The 15,579-nt window shown below is 70.8% G+C and carries 13 protein-coding genes and 1 pseudogene; 6 read left to right on the top strand and 8 right to left on the bottom strand.

All coding sequences use genetic code 11. The features are described from left to right. A pseudogene (locus ABZZ20_RS25470) lies at positions 1-389 on the top strand (2-oxoacid:ferredoxin oxidoreductase subunit beta); the annotation flags it as partial. 40 nt (positions 390-429) lie between these two features. On the opposite strand, the gene ABZZ20_RS25465 reads toward ABZZ20_RS25470, so the two are convergent. Next, entirely contained in the window at positions 430-768 is a 339-nt protein-coding gene (locus tag ABZZ20_RS25465; RefSeq protein WP_356873298.1) for a helix-turn-helix domain-containing protein, read from the bottom strand. 126 nt (positions 769-894) lie between these two features. On the opposite strand from ABZZ20_RS25465, the gene ABZZ20_RS25460 reads away from it, so the two are divergent. The 3 genes from ABZZ20_RS25460 (at position 895) to ABZZ20_RS25450 (ending at position 4,352) form a co-directional block, all read left to right on the top strand. After that, entirely contained in the window at positions 895-1,749 is an 855-nt protein-coding gene (locus ABZZ20_RS25460; RefSeq protein ID WP_356873274.1) for an SDR family oxidoreductase, read from the top strand. A 125-nt stretch (positions 1,750-1,874) separates the two neighbouring features. Continuing rightward, the gene (gene rarD / locus ABZZ20_RS25455) at positions 1,875-2,825 is read left to right on the top strand and encodes an EamA family transporter RarD (protein ID WP_356873272.1); all 951 of its coding nucleotides are present in this window, start codon (positions 1,875-1,877) and stop codon (positions 2,823-2,825) included. Positions 2,826-3,035: 210 nt separating this feature from the next. After that, positions 3,036-4,352: a M28 family metallopeptidase gene (locus ABZZ20_RS25450; protein ID WP_356873270.1), complete on the top strand. Its 1,317-nt coding sequence runs from the start codon at positions 3,036-3,038 to the stop codon at positions 4,350-4,352. 48 nt (positions 4,353-4,400) lie between these two features. Here the strand turns inward: ABZZ20_RS25450 and ABZZ20_RS25445 are convergent, their stop codons facing one another. The 4 genes from ABZZ20_RS25445 to ABZZ20_RS25430 form a co-directional block, all read right to left on the bottom strand. Further along, entirely contained in the window at positions 4,401-4,820 is a 420-nt protein-coding gene (locus tag ABZZ20_RS25445; RefSeq protein ID WP_356873268.1) for a hypothetical protein, read from the bottom strand. Next, a complete protein-coding gene (locus tag ABZZ20_RS25440) occupies positions 4,817-5,020 on the bottom strand; it encodes a ribbon-helix-helix domain-containing protein (protein ID WP_225884906.1) in 204 nt (67 codons plus the stop codon). The genes ABZZ20_RS25445 and ABZZ20_RS25440 overlap by 4 nt, the downstream gene beginning before the upstream one ends. 104 nt (positions 5,021-5,124) lie before the next feature. Further along, entirely contained in the window at positions 5,125-6,333 is a 1,209-nt protein-coding gene (locus ABZZ20_RS25435; RefSeq protein WP_356873265.1) for a DUF2092 domain-containing protein, read from the bottom strand. A 214-nt stretch (positions 6,334-6,547) separates the two neighbouring features. After that, positions 6,548-7,558 (bottom strand): polyprenyl synthetase family protein, encoded by a 1,011-nt coding sequence (locus tag ABZZ20_RS25430; protein WP_356873264.1) that lies wholly within the window; start codon positions 7,556-7,558, stop codon positions 6,548-6,550. A gap of 263 nt (positions 7,559-7,821) precedes the next feature. Here ABZZ20_RS25430 and ABZZ20_RS25425 point away from each other — a divergent pair, with 263 nt between their 5' ends. After that, complete coding sequence (locus ABZZ20_RS25425) at positions 7,822-9,822, top strand: CocE/NonD family hydrolase (protein WP_356873262.1); 2,001 nt, start codon at positions 7,822-7,824, stop codon at positions 9,820-9,822. 204 nt (positions 9,823-10,026) lie between these two features. On the opposite strand, the gene ABZZ20_RS25420 is transcribed toward ABZZ20_RS25425, so the two are convergent. Next, positions 10,027-10,845: an HAD family hydrolase gene (locus ABZZ20_RS25420; protein WP_356873260.1), complete on the bottom strand. Its 819-nt coding sequence runs from the start codon at positions 10,843-10,845 to the stop codon at positions 10,027-10,029. Positions 10,846-10,985: 140 nt separating this feature from the next. Between ABZZ20_RS25420 and fahA the strand changes: the two genes are divergently transcribed. Next, positions 10,986-12,209, top strand: coding sequence for a fumarylacetoacetase (fahA, locus tag ABZZ20_RS25415; RefSeq protein ID WP_356873258.1), 1,224 nt, complete (start codon positions 10,986-10,988; stop codon positions 12,207-12,209). A gap of 115 nt (positions 12,210-12,324) precedes the next feature. On the opposite strand, the gene nuoN is transcribed toward fahA, so the two are convergent. Continuing rightward, positions 12,325-13,944, bottom strand: coding sequence for an NADH-quinone oxidoreductase subunit NuoN (gene nuoN, locus ABZZ20_RS25410; protein WP_356873296.1), 1,620 nt, complete (start codon positions 13,942-13,944; stop codon positions 12,325-12,327). Positions 13,945-13,976: 32 nt separating this feature from the next. After that, positions 13,977-15,578 (bottom strand): NADH-quinone oxidoreductase subunit M, encoded by a 1,602-nt coding sequence (locus ABZZ20_RS25405; RefSeq protein ID WP_356873256.1) that lies wholly within the window; start codon positions 15,576-15,578, stop codon positions 13,977-13,979. Position 15,579: the final 1 nt, after the last annotated feature.

Here is a 15,579-nt window from a genome sequence, read left to right as displayed (position 1 = left end):
ACGCCCTCAAGGACAAGGACCGCGCCCAAGAAGCCGTCATCCGCCTCGAACACGGACAACCGATCCGCTTCGGCACCGACCTGACCAAGGGCATCGTCCGCAACCCGACCACCGGCGACCTCGACGTCGTCACCGTCACCCCCGACAACGCCTCCCGGATCCTGATCCACGACGCCCACCACACCAGCCCCACCACCGCCTTCGCCCTCTCCCGCCTCGCCGACCCCGACACCCTGCACCAGACCCCCATCGGCGTCTTCCGCAGCATCGACCGGCCCGTCTACGACACCCTCATGGCCGACCAACTGGAAGCCGCCGTAGACACCAAGGGCAAGGGCGACCTCGCCACCCTCCTCACCGGCAACGACACCTGGACGGTCATCGGCTAGTGCCTGGCGCCGCCCGTAGGAGCGGGAAGCCCGGGGTTCCTCAGGAGCTCCGGGCTTCGTCGTACGCGGCGCGTGCCGCCTGGACGTCGGCGGTGCGGCGTTCGGTCCAGCGGGCGAGGGACCACACCTGCTCGGCGGCCTCGCGCCCCAGCTCGGTGAGCGAGTAGTCCACCCGAGGCGGGATCACGGGCTTGGCGTCGCGCAGCAGGAACCCGTCACGCTCCAGCGTCTGCAGGGTCTGGGCCAGCATCTTCTCGCTGACGCCGCCCACCTCGCGGCGCAATTCGCTGAACCGGTACGACCGCTCGACGAGGGCGGCCAGGACCAGGACGCCCCAGCGGCTGGTGACGTGCTCCAGTACCCCGCGCGAGGGGCACATGGGGGCTTTGACCGAGACTTCCTTACTTACTTCCACACCAGTACCTTACTTTGAAGTGGGTACTTACGAACAGTTAGCGCTTCCTTTTAGGGTGGTGTCACACCCCGAACGCAAGGAGCGCACATCATGAGCATCGTCGTCACCGGAGCCACCGGAGCCCTCGGCCGCCTCGTCGTCGAGGAGCTGCTCAAGCAGGTCCCCGCCGAGCGCGTCGCCGTCGTCGTCCGCAGCAAGGAGAAGGCCGCCGACCTGGCCGAGCTCGGGGTCGAGGTGCGCATCGCCGACTACGACGCCCCCGAGACCCTGGCCGCGGCCTTCCGCTCCGGCGACCGCGTCCTGCTGATCTCGGGCAACGAGGTGGGACGCCGCGTGCCGCAGCACACCGCCGTGATCGAGGCCGCGAAGGCCGCGGGCGTCGCCCAGCTCGCGTACACCGGAATCCTCGGCGGCCCCGAGGCCGACTTCGACCTGGCCGCCGAGCACAAGGTCACCGAGCAGGCCATCCTCGACTCCGGTCTGCCCCACACCTTCCTGCGCAACGGCTGGTACCACGAGAACTACACCGGCCACCTGGCCACCGCCCTGGAGCACGGCGCGGTCGTGGGCAGCGCCGGCGAGGGCCGCATCGCCTCCGCGGCGCGGGCCGACTACGCAGCCGCCGCGGCTGCCGTACTGACCGGCGAGGGCCACTTGAACCAGGTCTACGAGCTGTCCGGCGACACCGCGTGGAGCCTCGCGGAGTACGCGGCGGAGGTCGCGGCGCAGTCCGGCAAGGAGGTCGCGTACAGCGAGATTCCGGCAGACGCCCACCTGTCGATCCTGACCGGCGCCGGGGTCCCCGAAGGCTTCGCGGCGCTCCTCGTCGACGTGGACGCGGCGATCTCCCGCGGCCGGCTGGCCCACACCGGCGGCGACCTGTCCCGGCTCATCGGTCGTCCGACGACCCCGATGGCCCACGCCATCGCCTCCGCCCTGGCGTGAGTCCGCACGACCCCGATCACACAAGCCCCCGGCAGTGTCAGGAGTATCTCTGGTAAACGGGCATGACATCTGACGCGTACGGCGCTACCTTCGAACACGTTGGCTGGATTGCGACTGGAGGCCCCGTGAAGGCAGAGAACGAGCAGCGCACGGGTTTGCTCTACGGATTCGGCGCGTACGGGATGTGGGGGCTGGTCCCCCTCTTCTGGCCGCTGCTCAAACCGTCCGGGGCCGTCGAGATCCTCGCCCACCGCATGGTGTGGTCACTGGCCGTGGTCGGGATGGCCCTGCTGGCCATGCGCCGCTGGGGCTGGATACGCGAGCTGCTCTCCCAGCCCCGCAAGCTCGGGCTGACGGCGCTGGCCGCCTCGGTGATCTCCGTGAACTGGGGCCTGTACATCTGGGCCGTGAACAACGGGGCGGTCGTCGAGGCCAGCCTGGGCTACTTCATCAACCCGCTCGTCACCATCGCGATCGGCGTACTGGTCCTCGGTGAACGGCTGCGCCGTGCCCAATGGGCGGCGGTCGGCATCGGTCTCGCGGCCGTGCTGGTGCTCGCCATCGGGTACGGGCGTCCGCCGTGGATCTCGCTCGTGCTGGCCTTCTCCTTCGCGGCGTACGGTCTGATCAAGAAGAAGCTCAACATGGGCGGGGTCGAGTCGCTGGCCGCCGAAACCGTGCTCCTCTTCCTGCCGGCCCTCGGCTACCTGCTGTGGCTCGGTGCACAGGGCCGGTCGAGCTTCGCCACAGAAGGCCTCGGGCACTCCGCCCTGCTGGCCGCGACCGGCCTGGTCACCGCGATCCCGCTGGTGTGTTTCGGGGCGGCTGCGATCCGGGTGCCGCTGTCCACCCTCGGACTGCTCCAGTACATGGCTCCGCTGTTCCAGTTCGGACTCGGCGTCCTGTACTTCCACGAGGCCATGCCCGCCGAGCGCTGGGCCGGGTTCTCCCTGGTCTGGGCCGCGCTCGCGGTGCTGACCTGGGACGCACTGCGTACGGCGCGGCAGTCCCGGGCCCGGCTCGAAGCGGCCCGCACCGCCGCGCCCGTCACGGCCCCGGCGCACGAGCCGGCGTAGCACCGCGCCACTCCCCCATAGCCCCGCGATCCCCGCTACGGAACACCCGTAGCGGGGATCGTCCGCTTTCCGAACCACCCTGACCGAATCTCGGTCTTGACGGACAGTCACCCTTCCACTGAACATCAGGCTCGCACTGACGCGCTATCGCTCACATGCTCCACCCCGCACGTTCCGTTCAATCCCCAACGGAATTCCGGAGTCCCCCACATGAGCCTGTCCGTCTCCCGGCGTCTTGCCGCCGTGACCGCACTCGCGGTCGCCGGCCTGTTCGCCTCCACCGCCCCCGCCGCCCTCGCCGCCCCCACGGCGGCGTCCGCGGCGCCGACGCCGCCGGACATCCCGCTGGCCAACGTCAAGGCGCACCTGACGCAGTTCCAGACCATCGCCAACAACAACGGCGGCAACCGCGCCCACGGCAGGGCCGGCTACAGGGCCTCGATCGACTACGTGAAGGCCAAGCTGGACGCGGCCGGTTTCACGACCACCCTGCAGACCTTCACCAGCAGCGGCGCCACCGGCTACAACCTGATCGCCGACTGGCCGGGCGGCGACCCGAACGCCGTGCTGATGGCCGGATCGCACCTGGATTCGGTGACCGCAGGTCCGGGCATCAACGACAACGGTTCCGGCTCGGCCGCCGTCCTGGAAACCGCACTGGCCGTCTCGCGCGCACAGCTCCAGCCCACCAAGCACCTGCGCTTCGGCTGGTGGGGCGCGGAGGAGCTGGGCCTGGTCGGGTCGAAGTACTACGTGAACAGCCTGCCGAGCGCCGAGAAGGCGAAGATCTCCGGCTACCTGAACTTCGACATGATCGGCTCGCCGAACCCGGGCTACTTCGTCTACGACGACGACCCGACGATCGAGCAGACCTTCAAGACCTACTTCGCGGGCCTGAACATCCCGACGGAGATCGAGACCGAGGGCGACGGCCGTTCCGACCACGCCCCGTTCAAGAACGCCGGCATCCCGGTCGGCGGCCTGTTCTCCGGCGCCGACTACACCAAGACCGCAGCGCAGGCGCAGAAGTGGGGCGGCACCTCGGGGCAGGCCTTCGACCGCTGCTACCACTCCTCCTGCGACACCATGGCGAACATCAACGACACCGCCCTGGACCGCAACTCCGACGCCATCGCATACGCGATATGGAACCTCGGGGCAGCCACCCCGGTCCCGCCGGGCCCGTCCTTCGAGAACACGACGGACGTGACCATCCCCGACTCCCCCGGCGCCGCAGTGACCTCGCCGATCACGGTCTCCGGCGTCACCGGCAACGCACCGGCCACCACCAAGGTGGACGTGAACATCGTCCACACCTACCGCGGTGACCTGGTGATCGACCTGATCGCCCCGGACGGCACCGCGTACCGGCTGAAGGGCTCCAACTCGGACTCCGCGGACAACGTGGTGGCCACGTACACCGTCGACGCGTCGAGCGAGGTGGCCAACGGAATCTGGAAGCTCCAGGTCAAGGACGTGGCGGCCCAGGACGTCGGCTACATCAACAGCTGGAAGATCACCTTCTAGACCCGCCACGTACGGGTCGGGTGCTGCGTACCCGAGGACGCGTCCTGCTCAGGGCGTGTCCTCGGTGCGGGACTGGGGCGGGACCGTCAGCGGCTCGCGGATCAGGGCCCGCAGTTCCGCGGCGACCGCGGAGACGTCCGCCCGGCCCAGCTTCGCCGCCTCCACCAGATCGCCGAGTTCCTCCGGCGAGGGCAGTTGTTTGGCTCCCGCCACACGCAGGTACGAGCGGGTGGCGGCGGCCGCGTAGAACTCGTTCATCGGCGATTCCAGCGCCGGGCACACCGCGAGGGTGTGCAGAAACGCCGCGGCCCGCCACGCGGTGTCCGGGGCGGGCTGTTCGGGCACCAGGACGAGGTCGTTCTGGTGTCGGGCGACCGCGGCGGCCACCCCGGAGGGATCCCACACGGCGGGATCGGACGGGAGGTGGTGGGCCAGGGCGGTCCAGGCCCACTCCATGGTGATCTTCAATTGCCGAACCGCTCCTGGAAGTAGCCCCAGTGGTCGGCGAACTCCTCGATGCCGGAGAGGAAGTTCTTCCGGTCCTCGTCGAGCTCGCGTTCCGTCACCTCGGTGATCAGCGCGGTGACCGTCGTCCCCAGTGCCGCCGCGCGCGCCTTCAGGCGCTCGTGGAACTCTTCGTCCAGGCGGATGGTGACGTGTCTCGACATGCTTTTCACGGTACAGCGGACCTGCTGTACGCAGGGCCGGAACGGCAGAAGGGTGGGCAGGGACACAGTCCCCGCCCACCCTTCGGACAGCCGTACCCCTGCCCCTACTTGTTCGCGTCGGCCGCCTTCACCAGTGCGTCCTTGGTGACCGCACCGACGTAGACCTTGCCGTCGTCCGTGATCAGTGCGTTGACCAGGCGGGTCTTGAAGAGTCGGCCCTCGCCGAAGGTGCCGGTGACCTTGCCGCCGAGGGAGTCGAGGAACTGCTTGGCCTGCTTGGGGGCGTCCTTGTCGTTCTCGATGTCCTTCAGGCTCTTCCCGGCGCCCGAGTCGATCCGGGCGATGGTCGCCCAGCCCTCACCGAGCACCTTCACGTCACCCTTGTCGCCCGCGCCGCCGGTCAGGGCGCCGAAGCCGGGAAGGGACTCCAGGCCCTTCCACTGCTTGTCGTGGTCGCCGCGGCCCTTGCCCGCCTCGGCCGCGCCCTCGGTCACCTTGGCGCCCTTGGGCGGGGTGAAGGCGAAGGTGTCGGCGGACGGCTTGGCGAAGTCCACCTTGGTGAAGCCGGCGTCGACGATCGGCTTGCCGCCCTCGGCGGCCAGCAGCTGGACGCGCAGCGGCACACCGGTCTTGGCGTCCACCGCGATCTTGACCGAGCCGACCGTGGATCCGGCCTGCTTCGGCTTCAGCACCAGCTGGTACGCGTCCCGGCCGGCGACCTGGGCGGTGTCGCCCACGCTGACGTCCGTGGTCGGGCCGGCGGCCTTCAGCACGTCCTGCGCCATCTGCTGGGGCGAGGCGGCCAGCCGGTCGGCGGTCTTCTTGTGGTCCTTGCCCGCTTCCCTGCCCGCCGCGGCGTCCTTCTCGTGCCAGACCTCGTTCGCCTTGGTGTCGTACCCCCAGACGTCGGCGCCGTTGTGGATGAGGCTGTACTCGTCCTTGCCGTCCACGAACGTGAGCTTCTGGCGGTCCGGTCCGTCGGCCGCGACGCGCACGGTGTGCGTCCCGTTCGCCAACTGCGCGACCTTGTCCTCGGGGTTGGCCGAGCCTCCGGAGACGCCCCCGCCGCCGAGCAGGCCGCTCGCCAGGGACGGCAGGCCCAGGTCGGTGCTGATCTTCGCGCTGCCGGACAGCTGCTGCACGTCCGAGGCGGCGACCTTCTCGATGAGCTGCTGGGCCGTCACCTGCGGCAGCACCGGGCCGCCGGAGTTCGCGAAGGCCGGGACCATCGCCACGGTCGCGGCGGCCACACCCGCCACCGCTACCGGTACGGCGTACCGGGCGGCCTTGCGGGTCTTTGCGTTCGTTGCCATGTCTGCCCTACCTCTTTGTCACCCGAACTGGTGGGGTTGTGCCTCTATCTGACCAAAGGGCAGGGGGGCGGGGCGTCACCCCGCGGGCTCAACTCCTCGTACGCCCCAGGGATGACACGACGAGGGCCCTGCATCCCCCACCCGTAGGGGACGCAGGGCCCTCGCCCCTGCCGTGGTCGTACCGGACGTGCCCGGCGGTGCCGGCCGCCGCGTCCTAGCCGGCGCGGTGCACCACCGCGTCGCACAGCTCCTCCAGCGCCGACTTCGCGAAGCACTCCGGAAGCGGCGCGAGCATGGCCCGCGCGTCCTCCGCGTACCGGATGGTGTCGCGGCGGGCCTGCTCCAGCGCGGGGTGCACCCGCAGCCTGGCGAGCACCTCGGCGTGCCGGGCGTCGTCGGTCAAGTCTCCGTCCAGGAGGCCCACGAGCTCCAGGTCGTCGGGGGCGCCGCCCTGAGCCGCCATCTCGCGCAGCCGCAGTACGGGCAGCGTCGGGATGCCCTCGCGCAGGTCGGTCCCCGGGGTCTTGCCGGACTCGTGCGAGTCGGAGGCGATGTCGAGGACGTCGTCGGCCAGCTGGAAGGCGAGGCCCAGCCGTTCCCCGTACTGGGTGAGGATGTCGATGACCATCTCGTCGGCGCCGGACATGAGCGCGCCGAAGCGGCAGGAGACGGCGACCAGCGAGCTGGTCTTGCCGGCCATGACGTCCAGGTAGTGCGCGACGGGGTCGCGGCCGTCGCGCGGGCCCGCCGTCTCCAGGATCTGGCCCGTCACCAGCCGCTCGAAGGCCTCGGCCTGGATGCGTACGGCCTCCGGCCCGAGGTCCGCCAGGATGTGCGAGGCGCGGGCGAACAGGAAGTCACCCGTCAGGACGGCCACCGAATTGCCCCAGCGGGCGTTGGCGCTGGCCACCCCGCGGCGCACCTCGGCCTCGTCCATGACGTCGTCGTGGTAGAGCGTCGCCAGGTGGGTGAGTTCCACGACCACCGCGGAGGGCACGATCCCGGGCGCGTAGGGGTCGCCGAATCGGGAGGCGAGCATCACCAGCAGCGGACGGAACCGCTTGCCGCCGGCCTTGACCAGGTGCTGTGCGGCCTCGGTGATGAAGGGGACTTCGCTCTTGGTGGCCTCCAGCAGACCCGCCTCGACGGCGGCCAGTCCGGCCTGGACATCGGTCTCAAGAGCCTGGTCCCGCACGCTCAGTCCGAACGGCCCGACGACGGTCACGAGGGGTACTCCTGTCTGCTGACGATCACGGTGACGATCACCTGGATTGTCGATGTGTCGCTGCCATCACTCAAGCCAGCGTATCCGGTCTGTTTTCGATCACCGCGAGCGCCCGCCATGTCGCCACCCGCGCAGTACCCGATGTGCACCGGTATGTTCGTTAAGGCGTGAAACAGCCGGGGTGTCTGTTCTTGTACGGACTCCATGGACGCGCCCGCGCCCGGTGTACCCCGTCCACTGAGCCGAATGGTGGAGGCTCCCGCATGATCGTCCGTACCGAGTTCCCGTACGAGACCGCGCACGAGGACGTCCGCATCCCGATGGCCGACGGCGTGGAGCTGTACGCCAGGATCTGGCGCCCCCGGACCGACGCGCCGGTCCCGGCGCTGCTGGAGTACCTGCCGTACCGGCTGACGGACTGGACCGCCCCGCGCGACTGGCAGCGCCACCCCTGGTACGCGGGGCACGGCTATGCGTCGGTACGGGTGGACGTACGGGGCCACGGGTGCAGCGGGGGCGATCCCGGCGACGAGTACTCCGCGCGGGAACTGGCCGACGGGGTGGCGGTGGTGGAGTGGCTGGCGGCGCAGCCGTGGTGCACGGGGTCGGTGGGGATGTTCGGGATCTCCTGGGGCGGCGTGAACTCCCTCCAGATCGCGGCGCTGGCGCCCGAGGCGCTGAAGGCGGTGGTCACCGTCTGCTCGACGGACGACCGGTACGACAACGACGTGCACTACATGGGCGGCTCGGTCCTGGCCGTGGACATGCACGCGCGGGCCGCGACCATGCTGGCCTTCGCCGCGCGACCGCCGGACCCGCTGTTCGTCGGCGACGGCTGGCGGGAGCAGTGGCTGGCCCGGTTGGACTCCGTCGGGCCCCTGATCCACACCTGGCTGGCCCACCAGACCCGGGACGACTACTGGCGCCACGGCAGCGTCTGCGAGGACTACGCGGCGATCGGCGCGGCCGTGCTGGCGGTGGGCGGCTGGCACGACCCGTACCGGGACACGGTGCTGCGGCTGGTCTCGCACCTGCCCGCCGACCGGGTACGCGGGCTCATCGGCCCGTGGGCGCACCAGTACCCGGACCGCGGGCTGCCGCCGGGCCCGGCGATCGGTTTCCTCCAGGAGACCCTGCGGTGGTGGGACCACTGGCTGAAGGACGCGGACAACGGGGTGATGGCCGAGCCCCTGCTCCGCTCCTGGATCTCGGAGTCTCATCCGCCGGCGACGGCGTACGAGGTGCTGCCGGGCCGCTGGGTCGGGGACGCGCAGTGGCCCTCGCCGACCGTCACCCCGGTCACCTACGGATTCCAGGGCGCACCGGTGGCCGTGGCGTCGCCGCAGCACACGGGCCTCGACGCGGGGCGCTTTTTCCCGTTCGGCAACGAGGCGGACCTGCCTCCGGACCAGCGGGAGGAGGACGCGAAGTCGGCGTGCTTCGAGTTCCCGGTGGGGCGCGAGCCGGTGGAGATTCTGGGCCGCCCCCAGCTGACCGCCCGGCTCCGGATGGACGTCCCGTACGGCCAGGTGGTGGCCCGCCTGTGCGACGTGGCGCCGGACGGCTCCTCCACGCTGGTCACCCGGGGCGCCCTCAACCTCTCCGCCCGCCTGGGCCGGGACAAGGCGGCTCCCTGGCCGGTGGGCGCGTACGAGGACGTGGCCTTCGAGCTGAACGGCATCGGGCACCGCTTCGCGGCGGGACACCGGATCCGGCTCGCGCTGTCCTCGGCGTACTGGCCGTGGATCTGGCCGCGGGCCGGATCGGAGGCCGGCTGGACCCTGGACCCGGCGGGCAGCGCGCTGGTCCTCCCGACCCGTTCGGCCGCCCCCACGGACGCGGGGATCACCTTCGAGGAACCGGAGCAGTCGGCGCCGCTCGGGGTCGTCCTCCCGGTCACGCTGGACGAGCCGAGGCCGCAGCGGCTGGTCGTACGGGACGTGGCGCGCGGCACCTGGCGGCTGGAGGTGGACCCGCGGTACGGGGGGACGCGGGTGTATCCGGACGGACTGGAGTCCACCGAGGAAGCGCTGGAGGTGTACGAGATCGCCTCGGCGGACCCGCTGTCGGCCCGGACCCGCTCGGACTGGCGGATCCGGCTCCACCGCCCCGAGCTCGCGTGGGACACCCGGGTGGAGACCCGCTCGGAGATCACGTGCGACGAGGGGGGTTTCCTCACCTCCGACGAGCTGGTGTGCCGCGAGGGCGACGAGATCGTCTTCCACCGCACGTGGGAGCGCCGGCTGCCCCGCGCGGCGGGCTGAACCACCCCCTCCGGCCCCGCCCCCGCAATAGCGCCAGCGCCCGCAAGCGCCAGCGCCAGCAGCCCGGCAAAGGCACCGGCACCGGCACCGGCAGCGGCCCGGCAGCGGCACCGGCCCGGCAGCGACAGCAGCGACAGCAGCGACAGCAGCGGCGGCGACCACCGGCCCGACGAGGGCCCGGCCCGGCGAGGGGGCTGGCAGCGGTTAGTCGAACAGTCGCTCCAGGACCACCGCGATGCCGTCCTCCTCGTTCGAGAGCGTCAGCTCGTCGGCCACCGCCACCAACTCGCGGTGGGCGTTGGCCATCGCCACCCCGTGCGCCGCCCACGCGAACATCGGGATGTCGTTCGGCATGTCGCCGAAGGCGATCGTCCTCGCCGGCCCGACGCCCATGGCCTCCGCAGCCAGCGCCAGTCCGCTCGCCTTGCTGACGCCCGGCGGCTGGAGCTCCACCGTGTGCTCCCCCGCCATCGTCACGTTCACCAGGTCTCCCACCACCGAACGGGCGATGCGCGTCAGCTCGTCGTCGTCCAGCTCCGGGTGCTGGAGCAGGACCTTGTTGATCGGGGCCGCCCAGAGGTCCGAGCGCCGCGGGACCCGGACCGTCGGGAGGTGGGGGTGCCACATCCGGTAGCCCGGCCCTATCAACATCTCGGCGTCCACCCCCTCCTGGTTGACCGCCGCGTACACCTCGCCGATCTCCGCCTCGATCTTCCCGAGCGCCACGTCCGCCAGGTCCCGGTCCAGCACGACGGAGTGCAACAGCCGCGCGTCCGCCGTGTCGTACACCTGCGCGCCCTGCCCGCACACCGCGAGCCCTGTGTAGCCGAGGTCGTCCAGGACGTGCCGGACCTGCGGGACCGGGCGTCCGGTGACGATGATGTGCTGGGCGCCGGCGGCGCGCGCTGTCGCGAGCGCCGCGTACGAGCGGGCCGAGACGGTGTCTCCGGCACGCAGCAGCGTCCCGTCCAGGTCAGTGGCGATCAAGGCGAAAGGGAGGGCCGAAGGCGGGGCGGAAGTCACGGCGCAAGGATACGGACCCCTTTGGACAAGTCCTACAAATAGCGCCCGAATCCCGTCTCCCGCAGGTCCCACCAGCCACGTAACGTATCGACCAGCCCCCGGGACACCCCCGGACCGCATCGAAAGCGAGGCAGTACCCCATGCCCCAGCAGAGCCCCCTCGATGTCCCCGAGGGCGACCCGTTCGGGCCGCACAACCTCCCGTACGGCGTCTTCTCCACCTCCGAGAACCCGCGCCGGCGCATCGGCGTGCGCCTCGGCGGACACGTGCTCGACGCGGGGGCGGCCGCGGTCGCGCTCGGTTCCCCGTACGCCGCGCTGCTCGGACAGTCCTCGCTCAACCCGCTGCTGGCCGCCGGTCGCACCGCCTGGCGCGACGTGCGCCGCGCGCTGACGGCCTGGGTGACCGACCCCGGCCACCGCGAGACGGTCGAACCGCACCTGGTCCCGCTCGACGCCGTCACCCTGCACCTGCCGTACGAGGTCGCCGACTACGTCGACTTCTACGCGAGCGAGCACCACGCCACCAACGTCGGCAAGATCTTCCGCCCGGACGGGGACGCCCTCACCCCCAACTGGAAGCACCTGCCGATCGGTTACCACGGCCGTTCCGGCACCATCGTGGTCTCGGGAACCGACGTCGTCCGCCCCTCCGGACAGCGCAAGGCGCCCACCGACCCGGCGCCCGTCTTCGGCCCGTCCGTCAAGCTCGACATCGAGGCCGAGGTCGGCTTCGTCGTCGGCACCCCCTCCGAGCTGGGCCGCCCGGTGCCGCTGGCCGAGTTCGAGGACCACGTCTTCGGGCTGTTCCTGCTCAACGACTGGTCGGCGCGGGACATCCAGGCCTGGGAGTACGTGCCGCTGGGCCCCTTCCTCGGCAAGTCCTTCGCCACCTCCGTCTCCGCCTGGGTGACCCCGCTGGAGGCCCTGGAGGCGGCCCGTGTCGCCCCGCCGGCCCGCGACTTCCCGCTGCTGCCCTACCTCGACGACGCCGACGCCGACCGGCCCGGCGGCTTCGACCTGCACATCACCGTCTCCATCAACGGGCAGGAGGTCGCGCAGCCTCCGTTCGCGTCGATGTACTGGACCGCCGCCCAGCAGCTCGCGCACATGACGGTCAACGGCGCCTCCCTGCGCACCGGGGACGTGTACGGCTCCGGCACGGTCAGCGGCCCCGAGGTCGGCCAGCGCGGCTCGCTGCTGGAACTGACCTGGAACGGGCGCGACGCCATCGAGCTCACCGACGGCAAGCGCACCTTCCTGGAGGACGGCGACACGGTCACCCTCACCGCGTGGGCCCCGGGCCCCGAAGGCACCCGCATCGGCCTCGGCGAGGTCACCGGCCGCATCGTGGGCTCCCGCTAGTCGGGCTCCCGCTAGTCCGGCTCCCGCCCGGCGGGTAGGACGCAACAGACCTCGCACGCGCCTGGGCCCGGCCCCCTTCGGGGGTCGGGCCCAGGCGCTCGGTGCGGACGGCCGGTCAGCGCACGAACGTGCTGGCCTGTCCTGCCAGGTCCAGGAAGTACTGCGGCGCCAGGCCCAGGACCAGCGTCACCGCGACGCCCACCGCGATGGTCGTCATCGTCAGCGGCGACGGGACGGCCACCGTCGGCCCGTCCGGCTTCGGCTCGCTGAAGAACATCAGGACGATCACCCGGATGTAGAAGAACGCGGCGATCGCGGACGAGATGACACCGACCACGACCAGCACTCCGGCGCCGCCCTCCGCCGCCGCCGAGAACACGGCGAACTTGCCGGTGAAGCCCGAGGTGAGCGGGATACCGGCGAAGGCCAGCAGGAACACTGCGAAGACGGCCGCCGTCAGCGGGGAACGCCGTCCCAGTCCGGCCCACTTGGACAGGTGCGTGGCTTCGCCGCCCGCATCGCGCACCAGCGTGACCACCGCGAAGGCACCGATCGTCACGAAGGAGTAGGCGCCCAGGTAGAACAGGACGGACTGGACGCCCTGCGCCGACGTCGCGATCACACCGGCCAGGATGAAGCCCGCGTGCGCGATCGAGGAGTAGGCCAGCAGACGCTTGACGTCGGTCTGGGTCACCGCGATCACCGCACCGGCCAGCATGGTCACGATCGCCACGCCCCACAGCACCGGCCGCCAGTCCCAGCGCAGGCCGGGGAGGACCACGTAGAGCAGGCGCAGCAGGGCGCCGAACGCGGCCACCTTCGTCGCCGCCGCCATGAAGCCCGTGACCGGGGTGGGGGCGCCCTGGTAGACGTCCGGGGTCCACATGTGGAACGGGACGGCGCCCACCTTGAAGAGCAGGCCCACCAGGATCAGCGCGCCGCCGATCAGCAGCAGCGCGTCGTTGCCCATGGTGTCGGCGAGCGCCGGGTCGATCTTCGTGACCGTGCCGTCCACCACGTCGGCGATCGCCGCGTACGAGACCGAGCCCGCGTACCCGTAGAGCAGCGCGATGCCGAAGAGGAAGAAGGCCGAGGAGAAGGCGCCGAGCAGGAAGTACTTGACCGCCGCCTCCTGCGACATCAGCCGGTGGCGGCGGGCGACGGCGCAGAGCAGGTAGAGCGGGAGGGAGAAGACCTCCAGGGCCACGAACAGCGTCAGCAGGTCGTTGGCCGCCGGGAAGATCAGCATGCCGGAGATCGCGAAGAGCGCCAGCGGGAAGACCTCGGTGGTGGTGAAGCCCGCCTTGACGGCGGCCTTCTCGCTGTCGCTGCCCGGTACGGACGCCGCCTGCGCGGCGAAGGAGTCCACCCGGTTGCCGTGGGTGGCCGGGTCGAGGCGCCGCTCCGCGAAGGTGAAGACCGCGACGATCGAGGCCAGCAGGATGATGCCCTGGAGGAAGAGGGCCGGGCCGTCCACGGCCACGGCGCCCATCGCCGCGATGTGTGCCTTGTCGCCCGCGTACCCGCCGGCCGCAAGGCCGATGACCGCCGCGAAGGCCGAGGCGAGCGCGGCGACGGCGAGGAACACCTGCACGTAGTAGCGGGACTTGCGCGGTACGAAGGCCTCGACGAGGACTCCGAGGACTGCCGCGCCCACCACGATCAGCGTGGGCGCGAGCTGTGCGTACTCGATGTGCGGGGCCGGGATCCGGTCGACCGGTTCCACGGCCGCCAGCGTCAGCAGCCCTTGGGCAGCAGCCACGGTGCTCACTTCGCCGCCTCCCCGTTCTTGGCCTCGACAGCCACTTCGGGCTTCGGGTCCTTCTGGTGTACGTCGGACATGGTGTGCCTCACCGCCGGGTCGACGATTTCGGTCAGCGGCTTCGGGTACACGCCCAGCCCGATCAGCAGCACGATCAGCGGAGCGACCACCAGCACCTCCCGCAGGCGCAGGTCCGGCATCGCGGCGACCTCCTCCTTCACGGGGCCGGTCATCGTGCGCTGGTAGAGCACCAGCGTGTAGAGCGCGGCGAGCACGATGCCGATGGTGGCGATGATGCCGATGACCGGGTACCGGGCGAACGTGCCGACCAGGACCAGGAATTCGCTGACGAACGGTGCGAGGCCGGGCAACGACAGCGTGGCGAGGCCGCCGATCAGGAAGGTACCGGCGAGCACCGGGGCCACCTTCTGCACGCCGCCGTAGTCGGCGATGAGCCGCGAGCCGCGCCGCGAGATCAGGAAGCCGGCGACCAGCATCAGCGCCGCCGTCGAAATCCCGTGGTTGACCATGTAGAGCGTCGCGCCCGACTGCCCCTGGGAGGTCATCGCGAAGATGCCCATGATGATGAACCCGAAGTGCGAGATCGAGGCGTACGCGATCAGCCGCTTGATGTCCCGCTGCCCGACCGCGAGCAGCGCGCCGTAGACGATGCTGACCAGGGCCAGGACGAGGATCACCGGTGTGGCCCACTTGCTGGCGTCCGGGAAGAGCCCGAGGCAGAAGCGGAGCATCGCGAAGGTGCCGACCTTGTCGACCACGGCGGTGATCAGTACGGCGACCGGGGCGGTGGCCTCGCCCATCGCGTTCGGCAGCCAGGTGTGCAGCGGCCACAGCGGGGCCTTCACCGCGAAGGCGAAGAAGAAGCCGAGGAAGAGCAGCCGCTCGGTGTTGGTCGCCATGTCGAGGGTGCCCGCGGCGCGGGCGGCGGCGATCTCCTGGAGCGAGAAGTTCCCGGCGACCACGTAAAGGCCGATGACCGCGGCCAGCATGATCAGGCCGCCGACCAGGTTGTAGAGGAGGAACTTGACCGCCGCGTACGAGCGCTGCGCGGCCGCGTTCTCGTCCGAGCCCGCATGCGCCCGGTCCCCGAAGCCACCGATGAGGAAGTACATCGGGATGAGCATGGCTTCGAAGAAGATGTAGAAGAGGAAGACGTCCGTGGCCTCGAAGGAGATGACCACCATCGCCTCGACCAGCAGGATCAGGGCGAAGAAGCCCTGCGTCGGCCGCCAGCGCGAGTCCGCCGGGGATTCGGTCTCCAGCGGGTCGGCGTCGTGCCAGCCGGCCGCGATGACGAAGGGGATCAGCACCGCGGTGAGCGCGATCAGCGCCACCCCGATGCCGTCGACGCCCAGTTCGTAGCGGACGCCGAAGTCGGCGATCCAGGCGTGCGATTCGGTGAGCTGGTAGCGGGCGCCGCCGGGCTCGAAACGGACCGCGACGAGTACGGCCAGCGCCAGTGTCGCCAGCGAGAAGAGCAGCGCGAGCCACTTGGCGGCGGTCCGGCGGGCGGCCGGGACGGCCGCCGTCAGGACCGCACCGACCGCGGGGACCGCGGCCGTCACCGTCAGCAGGGGAAAGGACATC

Origin of the sequence: Streptomyces sp. NPDC006430, from assembly GCF_040612395.1 — a bacterium.
In the GTDB taxonomy this organism is placed as follows: Bacteria; Actinomycetota; Actinomycetes; order Streptomycetales; family Streptomycetaceae; genus Streptomyces.
Note: the sequence above shows the minus strand (reverse complement) of the source record. Positions and strands in the feature narration are given on the sequence as shown.